This is a genomic window from Streptomyces sp. 549, from assembly GCF_030124175.1.
GTDB lineage: Bacteria > Actinomycetota > Actinomycetes > Streptomycetales > Streptomycetaceae > Streptomyces.
Genome location: NZ_JASKMT010000014.1, coordinates 89123 through 105443, shown reverse-complemented (window position 1 = coordinate 105443; position 16321 = coordinate 89123). Strand labels below are relative to the sequence as shown.

10 protein-coding genes are annotated in these 16321 nt (G+C 72.9%); 4 read left to right on the top strand and 6 right to left on the bottom strand.

Features of this window, described 5'->3' with window-relative positions; translation table 11 throughout:
* Positions 1-40 precede the first annotated feature (40 nt).
* Both QNO07_RS17275 and QNO07_RS17270 read right to left on the bottom strand, forming a co-directional pair.
* Complete coding sequence (locus tag QNO07_RS17275; protein ID WP_283992954.1) at positions 41-1972, bottom strand: acyl-CoA dehydrogenase family protein; 1932 nt, start codon at positions 1970-1972, stop codon at positions 41-43.
* A gap of 220 nt (positions 1973-2192) precedes the next feature.
* Positions 2193-3647 carry an aldehyde dehydrogenase family protein gene (locus QNO07_RS17270; protein WP_283992952.1) on the bottom strand — a complete coding sequence of 485 codons (1455 nt, stop codon included), beginning with the start codon at positions 3645-3647 and terminating at the stop codon, positions 2193-2195.
* A 221-nt stretch (positions 3648-3868) separates the two neighbouring features.
* Here QNO07_RS17270 and QNO07_RS17265 point away from each other — a divergent pair, with 221 nt between their 5' ends.
* Positions 3869-5179, top strand: coding sequence for a M14 family metallopeptidase (locus QNO07_RS17265; RefSeq protein WP_283992950.1), 1311 nt, complete (start codon positions 3869-3871; stop codon positions 5177-5179).
* Between the two features lie 87 nt (positions 5180-5266).
* Here QNO07_RS17265 and QNO07_RS17260 read toward each other — a convergent pair whose 3' ends face one another.
* Both QNO07_RS17260 and QNO07_RS17255 read right to left on the bottom strand, forming a co-directional pair.
* Entirely contained in the window at positions 5267-6847 is a 1581-nt protein-coding gene (locus QNO07_RS17260) for a PucR family transcriptional regulator (RefSeq protein ID WP_283992949.1), read from the bottom strand.
* A gap of 498 nt (positions 6848-7345) precedes the next feature.
* A complete protein-coding gene (locus QNO07_RS17255; protein WP_283992948.1) occupies positions 7346-9730 on the bottom strand; it encodes an ATP-binding protein in 2385 nt (794 codons plus the stop codon).
* 317 nt (positions 9731-10047) lie between these two features.
* Between QNO07_RS17255 and gabT the strand changes: the two genes are divergently transcribed.
* A complete protein-coding gene (gene gabT, locus QNO07_RS17250) occupies positions 10048-11400 on the top strand; it encodes a 4-aminobutyrate--2-oxoglutarate transaminase (RefSeq protein WP_283993003.1) in 1353 nt (450 codons plus the stop codon).
* A gap of 303 nt (positions 11401-11703) precedes the next feature.
* A complete protein-coding gene (locus tag QNO07_RS17245; RefSeq protein WP_283992946.1) occupies positions 11704-12348 on the top strand; it encodes a phosphatase PAP2 family protein in 645 nt (214 codons plus the stop codon).
* Here QNO07_RS17245 and QNO07_RS17240 read toward each other — a convergent pair.
* The gene (locus tag QNO07_RS17240) at positions 12278-12736 is read right to left on the bottom strand and encodes a hypothetical protein (RefSeq protein WP_283992945.1); all 459 of its coding nucleotides are present in this window, start codon (positions 12734-12736) and stop codon (positions 12278-12280) included. The two genes, QNO07_RS17245 and QNO07_RS17240, sit on opposite strands and share 71 nt — an antisense overlap.
* A 357-nt stretch (positions 12737-13093) precedes the next feature.
* On the opposite strand from QNO07_RS17240, the gene QNO07_RS17235 reads away from it, so the two are divergent.
* Entirely contained in the window at positions 13094-14656 is a 1563-nt protein-coding gene (locus QNO07_RS17235; RefSeq protein ID WP_283992944.1) for an APC family permease, read from the top strand.
* Positions 14657-14913: 257 nt separating this feature from the next.
* Here the strand turns inward: QNO07_RS17235 and QNO07_RS17230 are convergent, their stop codons facing one another.
* Positions 14914-16320, bottom strand: a complete 1407-nt coding sequence (locus tag QNO07_RS17230; RefSeq protein ID WP_283992943.1) for an NAD(P)/FAD-dependent oxidoreductase — start codon at positions 16318-16320, stop codon at positions 14914-14916.
* Between the last annotated feature and the right edge of the window lies 1 nt (position 16321).

The window sequence follows — 16321 nt, the reverse complement described above, 5'->3', positions numbered from 1 at the left end:
CGCCGGAGGGGCGGCCCGAAGGACGACTGCCGGTGGCCGGTCAGCGCACCGGGCGGTGGAGGTTCTCCGCCTTCGACGGGCCCGGGGCCGCCTCGGCGATCCAGGGGCCGTCGGTGGACGGGTCGACGATGCCGTCCTCAAGCCAGGTGTAGGCGCCGTCGAGGATGCCGCGTACCACCTTGCGGTCGACGTCGTCGGTGTTGGTCCACAGCCGCGCGAACAGTTCGTCGACTCGGATGCGGGCCTGTCGGCAGAAGGCGTCGGCCAGCTGCCGGGCCGCGCGTCCGTCCTTGCCGTCCGCGGCGAGCTTCTCGGCGCGGACGCAGACCGCGCTCATGGCGAACAGTTCGGCGCCGATGTCGACGATGCGGCCCAGGAAGCCCTGCTTGGTCTCCATCTTCCCCTGCCAGCGCGACATGGCGTAGAAGGTGGCCCTGGCCAGCTTGCGCGAGTGCCGCTCGACGTAGCGGAGGTGGGTGGCGAGTGAGCCGAACTCCGCGTAGGACGACGGGAGCTGGCCGGTTCCGGCGACGAGCTGCGGGAGCCAGCGGGCGTAGAACCCGCCGGCCTTGGCGCCGGCCACCGCCTTGTCCTGGAGGGACTTGTCCGGGTCGATGAGGTCACCGGCGACCTTGAGGTGCGCGTCCACCGCCTCGCGGGCGATCAGCAGGTGCATGATCTCGGTTGAGCCCTCGAAGATGCGGTTGATGCGCAGGTCGCGCAGCAACTGCTCAGCGGGCACGCCGCGTTCGCCGCGGGCGGCGAGCGAGTCGGCGGTCTCGAATCCGCGGCCGCCGCGGATCTGGACGAGTTCGTCGGCGATCAGCCAGGCCATCTCCGAGCCGTACAGCTTGGCCAGTGCCGCCTCGATGCGGATGTCGTTGCGGTCCTCGTCGGCCATCTGCGAGCAGAGGTCAAGGACGGCTTCCATGGCGAACGTGGTCGCGGCGATGAAGGACATCTTCGAGCCGACGGCCTCGTGTTCGGCGACGGGCTTGCCCCACTGGACGCGTTCGGCGCTCCACTCGCGGGCGATCTTCAGGGCCCACTTGCCGGCGCCGACGCACATCGCCGGCAGCGACAGGCGGCCGGTGTTGAGCGTGGTCAGGGCGATCTTCAGGCCGGCGCCCTCCGGCCCGATGCGGTTCGCGGCCGGGACACGTACCTGGTGGAAGCGGGTGACGCCGTTCTCGATGCCGCGCAGGCCCATGAAGGCGTTGCGGTTCTCCACGGTCACACCTTCGGCGTCGGCTTCCACGACGAACGCCGAGATGCCGCCCTTGCGCCCCTCCGAGCGGGGGACGCGGGCCATGACCACCAGGAGGTCGGCGACCACTCCGTTGGTGGTCCACAGTTTGACGCCGTCGAGCAGGTAGTCGTCGCCGTCGGGCACGGCGGTCGTCGCGAGCCGGGCCGGGTCGGAGCCGACGTCGGGTTCGGTCAGCAGGAACGCGGAGATGTCGGTGGTGGCGCAGCGCGGCAGGAAGGCGTCCTTCTGCTCCTGCGTGCCGAACGTCTTGACGGGCTGCGGTACGCCGATGGACTGGTGGGCGGAGAGCAGCGCGCCGACGGCGGGGCTGGCGGAGCCGACGAGGGCGAGGGCGCGGTTGTAGTAGAGCTGGCTGAGGCCCAGCCCGCCGTACCGGGTGTCGATCTTCATGCCGAGTGCGCCGATCTCGCGCAGCCCGGCCACCACCTCGTCGGGGATCCGCGCCTCGCGCTCGATGAGTCCGCCGTCGATACGGGTCCGGCAGAACTCCCGCAGGCGGGCGAGGAACGCCTCGCCGCGTTCGACGTCGTCCGGCGCCGGTTCGGGGTGCGGGTGGATGAGGTCGAGGCGGAAGCGGCCGAGGAAGAGTTCCTTGGCGAAGCTGGGCTTTCGCCAGTCCTGTTCGCGGGCGGCCTCGGCTACCTCGCGCGCTTCGCGCTCGGTCACCGCTTTGGGGGCGGAGCTGGGGGTTTGCGCGGACATGGACTCACCTCGACGCTGAGTAGGGGCACATTCCCGTTCGCCTACCGGTTGGTGCTACTCATCCGTATGTACCCGATCCGTCCCGTCCATGCCAGGCGGCGGACGTCGTGCGCCGGGTCGCCGGGCCGGGTGCACGGCTCGGGTCCTCGGGGCGCGGGCAGCCGGACGGCCCGGCACCGGTGTCCGGTCCCGGGCCGTCCGCCCGCGGGGTGAGGGTGGCTCAGAGGTCGAGGCCGGTGAACACCATGACCCGCTCGTAGGTGTAGTCCTCCATCGCGAACCGCACGCCCTCGCGGCCGACGCCGGACTGCTTGACGCCGCCGTAGGGCATCTGGTCGGCGCGGTAGGAGGGCACGTCACCGATGATCACGCCGCCGACCTCCAGCGCCCGGTGGGCGCGGAAGGCGGTCTGCACGTCGTGGGTGAAGACCCCGGCCTGCAGGCCGTACTGGGAGTTGTTGGCCGCGGCGAAGGCCTCGTCCTCACCGTCGACCCGGGTGAAGGTCATCACCGGGCCGAAGACCTCCTCGTGGCCGAGCTGGGTGTCGGCGGGCACGTTCTCCAGGGCGGTGGGCGCGAAGGTGGCGCCGTCGCGCTTGCCGCCGGTGAGCAGCCGGGCGCCGGCGGCGACGGCCTCCTCGACCCAGCTCTCGACGCGCTTGGCGGCTTCCTCGCTGACCAGCGGGCCGACGTCGGTGGCGTCGTCGGACGGGTCACCGGTGTTCAGCGCCTCGACGGCCGCGACGACCTTGGGCACCAGGCGGTCGTAGACGGCGGTGTCGGCGATGACCCGCTGCACGGAGATGCAGGACTGGCCGCCCTGGTAGTTGGAGAAGGTGGCGATGCGCTGGGCGGCCCAGTCGAGGTCCTTCTCGGAGGCGTAGTCGGCGAGCACGACGGCCGCGCCGTTGCCGCCCAGTTCCAGCGTGACGCGCTTGCGCGGCACGGAGTCGAGGATCGACCAGCCCACGGGGGCGGAGCCGGTGAAGGAGATGATCGGCAGCCGCTCGTCCTGGACGAGGGCGGGCATGCGGTCGTTGGGGACCGGCAGCACCGACCAGGAGCCGGCGGGCAGGTCCGTCTCGGCCAGGATCTCGCCGAGCACGAGCGCGGACAGCGGGGTGGCCGGGGCGGGCTTGAGGATGATGGGGGCGCCGGCGGCGATGGCCGGGGCGACCTTGTGCGCGCACAGGTTCAGGGGGAAGTTGAACGGGGCGATGCCGAGCACGGTGCCCAGGGGGAAGCGCCGGGTGAGGGCGAGGCGTCCGGTACCGCCGGCGTCGGAGTCGAGGCGCTGCGCCTCGCCGCCGTTGAAGCGGCGGGCCTCGTCTGCGGCCCAGCGGAACACCGAGGAGCAGCGGCCGACCTCGCCGCGGGCCCACTTCATCGGCTTGCCGTTCTCGGCGGAGATGAGCCGGGCGATCTCCTCGGAGCGTTCGCCGAGCCGTCGCACGACGTGGTCGAGGGCGGCGGCACGGACGTGCGCGGGGGTCGCGGCGAACTCCTCGGCGACGGCCGCGGCGGCGGCCACCGCCTCCTCGACCTGAGCGTCGGTGGGGACGGCGGCACGGCCGACGGTCCGGCCGTCCCAGGGCGAGGTGACCTCGAAGGTCTCGTCGCCGGTCGCCTCGCGGCCGGCGAGCCAGAACGCGTGGGTGGAAGTCGCTTCAGTCACTGCGGATCCCGGCCTTCCGAATGTCGTGGGGTTGGTGCTCTGTGTCCACCGTAGGGCTTTCGTCCGCCTCTTCCTCTTGTCCGGCGCGGCGCACTGCCGGGCGTGCCCGCTCCGCTTTGGCACTGACCCGAAAGAGCCATTGACCAAGACATGACAGCAGGCAAGGATATCGCCGCACGCGCACCCCACCCCGTCTCGAACTGGACACCCCAGGAGATGCGATGCGCTTTCCCAAGCGCGGCCGGCGGACCACCTCCGCCGCCGTCCTGCTCACTCTCGCCCTGGCCGTGCCGTTGGGCGCCCAGGCCACCGCGTCACCCGCGGCGGACCGCTCGCGGGCCGAACAACCGGCGGAACGGCAGTACCAGGTCACCGGCGCCGACACCCGTGCCGAGCGCACGGCGGTCGCCGACACCGGTGCCGCCATCGACGAGGTGAACGGCGACTCCCTCGTCGTCACCGCGGGCCCGGCTGAGGCCGCGGCCCTGCGAAGCCGGGGCTTCACCACCAAGGCCCTGCCCGACGTGGCCGACCGGGACGAGGTCCTGGCCGCCGCGCCCTCCGACTACCACAGCTACGCGCGCATGTCGGCGGCCGTCGACACCCTCGTGCGGCAGTACCCCGACCTCATGAGCCGCCGGGTCATCGGCCGGAGCCACCAGGGGCGCGAGATATTCGCGGTCAAGGTCAGCTCCAACGTGCGGGTCGACGAGAACAAGCCCGAGGTGCTCTTCACCCACAACATGCACGCCCGTGAGCACCTCACCACCGAGATGGCGCTGTACATGCTGCGCGAGTTCGGCACCCGCTACGGCAGCGACGCCCGCATCACCCGCATGCTGGACCAGCGCGAGGTGTGGATCGTGCCGTCGCTCAACCCGGACGGCAAGGTCTACGACCAGGACTCCGGCACGTGGCGCAACTGGCGCAAGAACCGGCAACCCAACTCCGGCAGCACCGCGATCGGCACGGACATCAACCGCAACTTCAACTACCGCTGGGGCTGCTGCGGCGGGTCGTCCACCAGCCCGAGCAGCCAGACCTACCGCGGCCGGGCCGCCGAGTCGGGCCCGGAGACGAAGGTGATCGCCGACTTCGTGCGCAGCCGGGTGATCGGCGGCAAGCAGCAGATCACCGCGCACATCGACTGGCACACCTACGGTGAGCTGGTGCTGTGGCCCTACGGCTACACCTACGCCGACACCGCGGCGGGCCTCACCCAGGACGACCGGGACGCACACGCCGCGGTCGGCACGCAGATGGCCCGCAGCAACGGCTACCGGCCGCAGCAGTCCAGCGACCTCTACATCACCGACGGCACCATCGGCGACTGGATGTGGGGAAGCCAGAAGATCTTCACCTACACCTTCGAGATGTACCCGCCGTCGGGCCACCGCGACGGGTTCTACCCGCCGGGCAGCGTCATCGACCGGGAGACGGCGCGCAACCGCGAGGCGGTGCTGCTCCTGCTGGAGAACGCCGACTGCATGTACCGCTCGATCGGCAAGGCCGCGCAGTACTGCGCGACCTGACCGCCGCGCCCGTCGGCGCCCCGCCCCTCACGGGAAGGGACGCCGGCGGGCCCGGCACCACGCCGGTGAGCCGGTGAAGCGGTGGTTTCAGGAGCTGTGGCTCACGCCGGGCACATGGGTTGCCTTCAGCGAGAGCCACAGCTCCATGCGCACGTCCGGGTCGTCCAGGGACCGGCCGAGGATCTCCTCGACGCGGCGCATCCGGTACCGCAGCGTGTGCCGGTGCACGCCCAGGTCGGCTGCGGCGGCGTCCCACTGACCGTGCCGCGACAGCCAGGCGCGCAGCGAGGCGACGAGGTCGCCCCGCCCGTTCGCGTCGTGCTCGTGCAGGGGCCGCAGCATGCCGTCGGCGAACGCCTTCACCGCGTCCTCGGCGAGCAGCGGCAGCACCGAGCCGGAGGCCATGTCCTCGTGCTCGACCATCGGCGAGCCGCGCCGCCGGGCCACCGACAGCGCCTGGTCCGCCTGCTTGAAGGCGGCCGGAGCAGCGGCGATACCGGTGGGCGCGGACACACCGACCACCAGCGGGTCGGCGACGCCGCGCACGTACTCGGCGCACGCGGTGACCGCTGCGCCGCCGTCGGCGGCGAGCACGATCAGCCGGCCCCCGTCGGGCACGACGAGCACCGCCTCACCGCTGCGCGCGGCACCGGCCTCCACGGCCTCGGTCAGCAGGTCGAGCGGGCCGGGCTCCGGCGGGTCGGCCGGCGCCTCGGAACCGTTGGACGCCTCGGCGACCATGACGCGCAGCGGGAAGTCCAGCAGGCCGCCGTAGAGGCTGCCCGCGACGGCCCGGGCGTGACCGGCCTCGCCGGACATCAGCATGCGCAGCACCGCGCCGCCGAGCCGCTGCTCGGCCTCCTGGAGCGCCCGGGACCGTTCGGTGGTGAGCGTCAGCAGTGCCACCGCCGAGTTCACCGCGTACCGCTCGGCTGTTCCCGGAGCCGCACCGGTGCCCACCGCGAGGACCGCCCGGACGCGACGGCCGCTGCCGATCGTCTGGAGCTCCACCCGGTCGTCCCCGTCGGCGGTGCTCACCACGGCGCTCGCCGGTGCGGGCCGGTCCCGGAGCCGCTCGACGTCGACTCTCAGCCGGCCCGCCCGGCGCTCCGCCCAGGTCGGGGCGGCGTCGACCAGCGCGCCGGACACGTCGTAGAGCGCCGCCCAGCCGCCGACGTGCACGGCGAGCCTGCCGAGCAGCGCGGCGGGCCCCTCGGCGGTCAGCGCGGCCCGGGTCAGTTCCCGCTGAGCCTCGAAGCCCGCGGTGACCGAGCGGTACTGCTCGGCGGCGATGGCCGCCGAGACCGCCTTGGTGATGGCGATGAACGGCGTGCGGCGCGGTACCTCCAGCAGCGGGAAGTCCGCCTCCTTGGCGGCGTCGACCAGTGCCTGCGGGACCTGTTCGTAGTTGACCCCGGCGGCGAACCCCAGCCCGATCACGCCGGCACCCGCCAGCCGGTCGACGTAGCGGCGCATGGCGTCGGGGTTCTCCGCGTCGATCTTCATCGCGGTGATCAGCAGCAGTTCGCCGCCGTCGAGGTAGGGGACGGGGTCCTCCAGCTCGCTGACCTGGGCCCAGCGGATGGGCATCGACAGGCGGCCCTCGCCGGCGAGCACGGTCAGCTTCAGCGAGGAGTGCTGTACGAGCGAGGCGAGCGTGGGCTGCATGCGCGTGGGGTGACTGCCTTCTGGGGGCGGTGTGAAGAACTTCTTGGCCGTCCGGTAGTGAGGATACGACCTTCTGCTCCTCCCCGTACAGCAGACCCCGACCGTGATCCGGTGCTTTCCTGCGGCCTCCCTGACGTGCCACGTGCCTGTCGGCCGGAACGCCTGAGCAGGAGGGGACGTCCTCACGTCCACTGGCAAGCGTGTCCCCAGGCCTCGTTCGCGTCCTGTCCTGCCGCTGCCGAGCCGCTCAGGAGACGGGCGCCGAGGCGTGGATGCGGCCGACGGCACGCAGGACCTCGCTCCGGTTCTCAGCTCGCTTCACCCACGCCGGAAGGCAGGCGGCGCGGACGGAACAGCGTCCGGCTTCCACTCCCGCGGTGCTCGGGCGCCGACTCGACAAGGGCCGCTCTGCCGCAACCGGGGCAGCGCACGATGATCAAGCCTGCGAAGTCGTACGCGGTGCCGCCCGGCTCCCGGAACCGCAGGACGCCGCCCACGTCAGTCGCCGAGACGGGCGAGGACGGGTGGGCTGCTGTCGCCGCGGCCCGTGGTCAGGGACAGCACCGCGTGGCCCGGCGGCACCCGGTGGGCCAGGTCCGACGCCGACCAGCGTTCGCGCTGCACGGTCCGGACCGTCACCGACTCTGTGGTGGCCCGCACCCCGGTGAACAGGGTGCGCACGCCGCGGGTGGCGCGTTTGAGCAGGCCGCCGGAGAAGTCCGGGTTGCGGGTGACGTCCTCGGTCTGCACCCAGTCCTGGCCCCAGGCCCGCGCGAACAGCTCACCGTCCCAGGTGCTGACCCCCGACAGTGCGACCTTGCAGCCGACCGTGCCGACCAGCGTGGCCCGCAGCGCCTGCGGCACGTCGTCGAGGGTGCGCAGGGTGAGCAGCGCCCCGGCGTTCGCGGGGCGGAGCTGCCGCAGGCCGCGTACGGCCTCGGCGGTGATCGCGTGCGCGGCGTCGTCCAGGACCAGACAGGCGAAGAGTGAGCGGTCCTCGCGGCTGACGACGGCGGCGGTGAACTGGGCGAGCAGCAGCCGGGTGAGGATGCGCGACGCCTCGCCGTGCCCGCGGGCCGGCAGGTCGACGCGTACCCGGAGCGGGTGCTCCAGAGCGCGCAGCGAGAACGGCACGGGGCCGCCCGCCCGGCCGTGGGCGGCCCCGAAGAACCGGGCGAAGGCGGGTCGGGCGAGCAGCGCCACGCGGTCGGCGAGCAGCGCGCCGACGTCGCCGGGCCGCTCCGCCTGGCGTTCGCGGGCGGCCAGCTCCCGCTGCTGGCCGAACTCCCCCCGCGCGTCGAGTGCTTCGCGCAGGGAGGCGAACGCGACGGGGTTGCCGTCGAGCAGTTCGCGCAGTTCGGCGACGGACGGGAACCGGCCGTGGGCCGCGCGGTGGGGTCCCAGGAGTTGGGCGAGCGCGCTGGTGGCGGGGCGCAGGTCCTCCTCCTGGCCGCCGAGCAGGGCCTCGGCGAGCATGGCGGCGGCCTCGTCGGGGTCGGTGGTGCCGCCGTAGAGGTCCAGGTCATGGGCGGACCGCTCGTCGCCGAGCCGGATCACCACGTCGAAGGCGTCGTCGGGGCCGAGCCCCGCGCCGGCAGCGCCGACCGCGACGACCACGGCCTGCCGGGCCAGCGCCTGCAGGCAGAGGGCCTCCACGGCGGGCCGTACGAGCCGGGCGGTCTTGCCGCTGCCGGGCGGGCCCACGGCCAGCAGGGAGGTGGTGAGCAGCGACCGGTCCAGGGCCAGGCGGCAGCCTCGGTGCCGGTAGGGGTTGCGGACGTCGTCCAGCGCGCGGCCGATGCGTACCTGCCCGGTGAGCAGGTCGTGGGTGGCGATGCGGACCGGCAGGTCGCGGGCGCCCGACGGGTGCGGGAAGGCCGCCGCGCCCTCGTCGCGGGCGGTGGCGGCGAACGTGGGCAGTGCGTCGGGGCGGGAGCGCACGGCCCGCCACACCTGCTCGACGCGCACGTAGTCGAGATCGGTGGCCCTGCCCGTGCGGACGTCGGCGGCCAGCCGGTCGGCGGCTTCGTCGAGACCGGCCGCGCGCAGTTCGGGCCACTCGTCCAGGCGGGCGGCGGGCGGCCGGTCGGGCATCGGCGTCCACACCTTCGGCGGCGGCTGGCGGGTGCCGCCGCGGGTGCGCCACGCCGTCCGCCAGCGGCCCAGCTTGGCGGCGAGGGCGATCAGCAGCACCGTGAACAGCACGTAGTAGGCGTTGTAGGCGACGACGTATCCGGCTGTCTCGGTGGGGACGCGCCAGCTTTCCGGGGTGAGCCACAGCAGCGGGTCGAGCCAGAACCGCCAGCCGCCCTCGGCGAAGCACAGCGCCCACACGAGCGCGGCGCCCAGCAGGGCGAGCAGCGGGCGGCGCAGCCAGGCCGGCGGAAGGGCGTGTGCGGCGAAGTGCCGCCACCGGTCCTGCCAGGGCTGCGGGGCGTGCCGCCGCCACACCTGCGGCCAGCGGCCGAAGCGGCCGGCCAGCCACAGCAGGGGCAGGAGCAGGACCGCGTAGGCGGCGTAGTTGACCACGGTGACGGTGAAGCGGGAACCGCCGCTGTACCAGGGCGCGGGCAGCACCGCGTAGATCCACGCCATGAACGGGAGGTAGCCGTTCATGGCCAGCGACCAGACCAGGAGTGCGGCGAGCAGCGACAGCAGCGCACCGCCGAGCAGCTGCCTGCCGGGCAGTTCCTCGGGTTCACGTTCGGGGCGCGGTTCGTGGCCCTGCCGCCAGATGCCCGGCCCGGCCTCCGGCCGGGGGGCGCGCAGCCAGGCGACGAGCGGCGCGGACGCCTCGGGGGCCCGGCGGGGCATGGGCGGGACCGGCGCCGGTTTCGGTACGGCCTCGGTGCTCCGCCAGTCCTGGGTACCGTCCGCGCTCATCTGCTGCCCTGCCCCCTGCCCGTAACTGCCGACGGCCCGCGGCGGTACCCGCGGGGAGCACCCAATCTAGCCCGCGGGTCGCGAAGTTGGACGTCAGCGCGGCCACCGGGCGGTGGGCGCCCGCGGGGCACACGGCGGGCGTACGGGCGGGGGCTGCGGACGGGGACCCGGCCGGCGTTGTCCGCCGCGGCCAACACGACACGGCCACTTCTCCTCAGCGGTGCATGTTCCGGCCCGCATGCTGCCCCTAGCCTGCGGAGGAGCGAGCACACACCCCCACTTCTCCTGAGGAGCGCACGATGACCTCTACGACCTCGATGTCGGCCATGTCCGGAGGCCCGGGCCTCCCCCAGGAGCGCCGAGTGGTCACCGCGATCCCCGGCCCCAAGTCCCAGGAGCTGCACGCCCGCAAGCAGGCAGCGGTGGCCGACGGCGTCGGCAACGTGCTGCCGGTCTACGTCAAGCGGGCCGGCGGCGGCATCGTGGAGGACGTGGACGGCAACGCCCTGATCGACTTCGGTTCCGGCATCGCCGTGACCTCCGTCGGCAACAGTGCCGAGGCCGTGGTCCGCCGCGCGTCCGCCCAGCTGGCCGAGTTCACCCACACGTGTTTCATGGTGGCCCCCTACGAGGGTTACGTGGCGGTCGCCGAGGAGCTGGCGAAGCTCACGCCCGGCGACCACGCGAAGAAGTCGGCGCTGTTCAACTCCGGCGCCGAGGCGGTGGAGAACGCGGTGAAGATCGCCCGCGCGTACACCGGCCGCCAGGCGGTGGTGGTGTTCGACCACGGCTACCACGGACGCACCAACCTGACGATGGCGCTGACCTCGAAGTCGATGCCGTACAAGCACAGCTTCGGCCCGTTCGCGCCGGAGGTCTACCGGGTGCCGGTGGCCTACCCGTACCGCTGGCTGACCGGCCCGGAGAACTGCGCCGAGGAGGCCGCGGCACAGGCCGTCGACCAGATCAGCAAGCAGGTCGGCGCGGGCAACGTCGCGGCGATCATCATCGAGCCGCTGCTCGGTGAGGGCGGCTTCATCGAACCGGCCAAGGGCTTCCTGCCGCGCATCGCGGAGTTCGCCCGGGAGAACGGCATCGTGTTCGTCGCGGACGAGATCCAGTCCGGTTTCTGCCGGACCGGGCAGTGGTTCGCCTCCGAGGACGAGGGCCTGGTGCCGGACCTGATCACCACCGCCAAGGGCATCGCCGGCGGCCTTCCGCTGGCGGCCGTCACCGGCCGCGCGGAGATCATGGACGCCGCGCACGCGGGCGGCCTGGGCGGCACGTACGGCGGAAACCCGGTGGCGTGCGCCGCCGCGCTGGGCGCGATCGAGACGATGCGGGAGCTCGACCTCAACGCGCGGGCGCGGCGCATCGAGGAGGTCATGAAGCCGCGACTGCGGAAGATGGCCGAGAACCACGGCCTGATCGGCGAGGTCCGCGGACGCGGCGCGATGATCGCCGTCGAGCTGGTCGAGCCGGGGACCACCACGCCGGCCCCGCAGCAGACGGCGGCGCTGGCCAAGGCGTGCCACCAGGCGGGCCTGCTGGTCCTCACCACCGGCACCTACGGCAACGTGATGCGTTTCCTGCCGCCGCTCGTCATCGGCGAGGACCTGCTGAACGAGGGCCTGGACATCCTGGAGAACGCTCTGGCCGAGCTGGCGTGAAGGATCTGTGCGGGCCCGATGGGCGTGGCGTGACACCCCTCCCCCGCGCCGTCCGGCTGACGTACGGTTTCCGCAGATGCACGGCACAGACGGCCCGCGGGTGACCGCGGGCAAACCCGAGCCGGCGGCGGTCCCGCCCCGGCGAGGTGGCGCGCCGACGGGCACGCCTCACCGATCGGACCACTGCCTGCCCCAGACCCCCCGGGGCGGGCGGTGACCGGTCGTACCGGCCGCCCAGGAACAATCCCCCCTGTTCCTGGGCGGCCGTTGTGCTGGGCGCTGGCTGCCGTCGTCCTGTTCGCGGTGGTGACCTGGCAGGTCACCACCGGCGGCGTGCTGCGGGACGCGGACGAGGCGCTGTCCCGGCGGTGGCGCCGCCCGGACGCGCCGCCCGCCGGGTGGGTGGAGTGGTGGGCCCAGCTCGGCGCCGACCTGGGCTCACTGGCCGTGGCGCTCCCCGTGCTGCTCGCCGCGTCCGCGGTCCTGTGGTGGCGGGAGGCGGGGCAGGCACGACTGGGCGGTACCCGCCCGCCGGGCGGGTGGTGGTGGCCCGTCGCCGGGTACGCCGGGGCGCTGGCGGCCGTCCCGCTGCTGGTGGTGCCGCTCAAGGCGCTGGTGGGGCGCCCGGGACCGCTGGGCGGCACCGGCTACTACCCTTCCGGGCACACCGCGACGGCGGTCGTCGCCTACGGGGCCGCCGCCGCGCTCCTGGCGTACGGGTCGGCTGGGAGGTCGGTCAGGTTCGCCGTTCGGGCCGCGGCCGTGCTGCTGGTGACGGCGTGCGGGACCGGACTGGTGGTGCGGGGCTACCACTGGCCACTGGACGTGGTGGGCAGCCTGCTGCTGGGCACCGGGCTGCTGGCGGTCGCGGCGGCGATCACGGCTCGCCGCCCGCGAGGCGCGCCGCCGCCTCGTGCATCGCCAGCTCCAGCACCACCGGATCGGTGAGCGTGCCGGAGCCGTCGGGCGGGATGATCCAGCGCACCCCGCCGACCTGTCGGCCCGGACAGGGCACCACGATCCAGGTTCCGGTCCCCGCGCCGCGCACGCCGGTACCCACCCAGCGTGCGGCGGTCCCGGGCGGGACGAAGAAGCCCATCCGGTGCTCGCCGAAGTCGGCGAGCACCGGGCCGGTCCGGTCCGTGCAGCGGGTGAGGACGTCCAGCGTCGGGTAGCCGAGCAGACCGCCGAGGATGAGTACGTCCCACAGCCGGCCGGCCGGGAGCAGCACGATACTCAGCGGGTTCCGTTCCCACTCCCTGCGGCACGCCTGCGGGTCGGGGGCTGCCGCCGCCAGCCATTCCAGTCCGGTGCGTGACCCCGGGTTGCCGGTCATGCGTCTCCTCCTTGGTGCGCGCGGCCCTTTCGCGGGCCGCTCGGTACCTGGAGAGAGGCGGTCGGACCGGGGGGATTACGCCACGGACGGGTGGTTTCCCAGGGTGAGACCGGTCACGGCGGTCCCGGTGACGAGGTGACAGAAAGTAGTCGAGGAAACTTTTCAAGCCGGACAAATCGGACTCGCTACGGTTACCGCATTCCGGAATAGTTAATTCCGGTCATTGAACAACAGGCGAACACCACACGAAGCCTTGTCAACATAGCCGCAGTGCGTGATTGACCTTCGAATGCCTGGCATATTGCGCGAACGGCATGACAGTCGGGTGCGGATACAGCACGCTATACCGTCCGGCGCATGGCACAGCTCGTCAAGCACTCCGCGCCCGCAGCGCCGACCGGTGCCCCAGCCTCGTCGGACATCAGGGCCAAGGGGCTGCACAAGAACTCCGTCGGCCTCCTGGGCAGCTCGGTCATCGGGCTCTCCACCGTCGCTCCCGTCTACTGCCTCACCAGCACGCTCGGCCCCACCGTCAGCGAGGTCGGGCCGCAGATGCCCGCCGTCTTCCTCGCCGGGTTCCTGCCGATGCTCCTGGTCGCGTTCGCCTACCGGGAGCTCAACAAGGCCGTACCGGACTGCGGCACGTCCTTCACCTGGACGGTCAAGGCGCTCGGCCCGCGCATCGGCTGGATGACCGGCTGGGGCCTGGTGATCGCCACCGTGATCGTGCTGTCCAACCTGGCCGGGGTCGCCGCCGAGTTCTTCTACCTGCTGCTCGGCGAGGTCACCGGCAGCAGCGCGGTGGTCGCGTTCGGGGACTCGACGGTGGTGCACATCCTCACCGTGCTCGCCTTCATCGCCGTCGCCACCGCCATCAGCTACCGCGGCATGACGGCCACCAAGTGGTTCCAGTACGCGCTGGTGGGACTGCAGATGACGGTGCTCACCGCGTTCGTCGTCATGGCGTTCGCCAAGTCCGGTGACGGACCGGCAGCCGCCGCCGGCGCGGAGGGCTTCTCGCTCAGCTGGCTCGACCCGTTCTCGGTGACCTCCTTCGCCGCCTTCACCGCGGGCCTGTCACTGTCGATCTTCATCTACTGGGGCTGGGACACCAGCCTGACCGTCAACGAGGAGACGCAGGGCAGCAGCCGTACGCCGGGCCGGGCCGCGATGATCGCCATCGTCGTCCTCGTCACCTCCTACGTGCTGACCGCGGTCGCCGCGCTGATGTTCGCCGGTACCGGAACCGAGGGCCTGGGACTGGGCAACACCGGCACGGCCGACAACGTCTTCGCCGTGCTCGCCGAGCCGGTGCTCGGGCCGCTCGGGCCGCTGCTGTTCCTCGCCGTCCTGGCGAGTGCCGCCGCGAGCCTGCAGACCACGTTCCTGCCCGCCGCGCGCACCATGCTGGCGATGAGCACCTACCAGGCGTTCCCCGCCTCCTTCGCACGTGTCCACCCGCGCTGGCGGACGCCGGGCCGGGCCACGGTGGCGGCGGGTGTCGCCACCGGGGTGTTCTACGCGGTGATGGCCGTGATCAGCGAGAACGTGCTGCTCGACACCATCTACGCGCTGGGCCTGATGATCTGCTTCTACTACGCGCTGACCGCCTTCGCCTGTGTGTGGTACTTCCGCCGCGACCTCACCCGCAGCGCACGTGACGCCGTCACCAAGGGCCTGCTGCCGCTGCTGGGCGCGGTCCTGCTGAGTGCGGTGTTCCTGCAGACGCTCACCGACATGTGGGACCCGGCCTACGGCAGCGGCAGCGCGGTCGCCGGGGTGGGCAGTGTCTTCGTCATCGGCGTCGGCATGCTGCTGCTCGGCGCGGTCCTGATGCTGGTGATGCAGCGCCGCAGCCCGGCGTTCTTCCGCGGCGAGGTGCTGACCCGCGACACTCCGGTGCTCGCGCCGGAGGACTGACGCCGGGGCGACACACCTCAGGGCCGCAGGCCACCACCGCAAGACGAGCCCGGGCGGACGGGCGGCGCCGACAGCACCGGCACCGCCCGTCCGCCGCTGTGCCCGCCCCGCGCGGGGACACGGCCTCACGCACGAAGCCGCCCCGGGCGGTGGCCCGGGGCGGCCGGAGGGTGCGGAACGGGCGGGTACGTGTCGAGCGGTGCGGAACGGGCGGGTGCGGGACGGGCGGGTGGGGCCCGGTACCGTCCCGGACCCGGTCAGCTGTCGAAGCCGAGTCCCATCCGGTCCAGGGCGCGCAGCCAGGGGCCGCGTCGGCCACCGCGGGCGTCGGAGCGGTGCAGGGCGCGCTGGGTGATGCCGATACCGGCCCAGCGGACCGGTTCGGGCGGGAACGGCAGCGGCTTGCTGCGGACCATCTCCAGTTCGGTGCGCTCGGTGCGCTCACCGCCCAGCAGGTCCAGCATCACGTCCGCACCGAAGCGGGTGGCACCGACGCCCAGGCCGGTGTAGCCGGCCGCGTAGGCCACCCGGCCGTCGTGGGCGGTGCCGAAGAACGGCGAGAAGCGTGAGCAGGTGTCGATGACCCCGCCCCAGCTGTGCGTGAAGCGCAGGCCCTCCAGCTGCGGGAAGCAGCGGAAGAAGTGCCGGGCGAGGGTGTGGAAGGTCTCCGGGCGCTGGTCGTAGTCGGGGTGGATGCGGCTGCCGAAGTGGTACAGCACGTCGTAGCCGCCCCACAGGATGCGGTGGTCGGCGGAGATGCGGAAGTAGTGGAAGTGGTTGGCGCTGTCGCTGAGCCCCTGCCCGTTCTTCCAGCCCACCGCGTCCAGCTGCTCGGCGCTGAGCGGCTCGGTCATGAGCGCGTAGTCGTACACCGGCACGATGTACGGACGGACCCGGCGGACGAGGGAGGGGAAGGCGTTGGTGCCCAGCGCGACCCGGCGGGCGAAGACCCTGCCGTGCGGCGTGCGGACGGCCAACTGCGCCGGGCGCGCGGCGAGGCGCAGCGCGGGCGTGTTCTCGTAGAAGCGCACGCCCAGTTCGCGGCAGGCCCGCCGCAGGCCCCAGGCCAGCCGGGCCGGGTTGAGCATGGCGACGCCCTCCCGGTCCCAGCGGCCGGCCAGGAACGTCGGCGAGTCGACCTCTGCCCTGACCTGGTCGCGGTCCAGGAGTTCCCCGGCGTGCAGGCCCAGCTCGGTCACCCGTGCGTGCGCCTCGTGCAGCTCGGTCACCTGGTGGGGTTCGGTGGCGACGTCGATCTCGCCGGTGCGCCGGAAGTCGCAGTCGATGCCGTAGCGGCCGACGGCCGACTCCATGGCGTCCAGGTTCTCCAGGCCCAGCTTCTCCAACTGCGCCATCTCACCCGGCCAGCGGGCGACGCCGTTGTCGATTCCGTGGGTGAGGGACGCGGCGCAGAAGCCGCCGTTGCGGCCGGACGCCGCCCAGCCCGCCTCGCGCGCCTCGATGAGGACGACGTCGCGGTCCGGGTCGCGTTCCTTGGCCAGCAGCGCGGTCCACAGGCCGCTGTAGCCGCCGCCGACCACGAGCAGGTCGCAGTGCTCGTCGCCGACGAGCCGGGGCAGCGCCCGCGGGCGGTCCGGGTCGTCCAGCCAGAAGGGGGTGGGGGCGGCGTCGGCGAGCGACGTTCGGATGTCTGCGGACGGCATG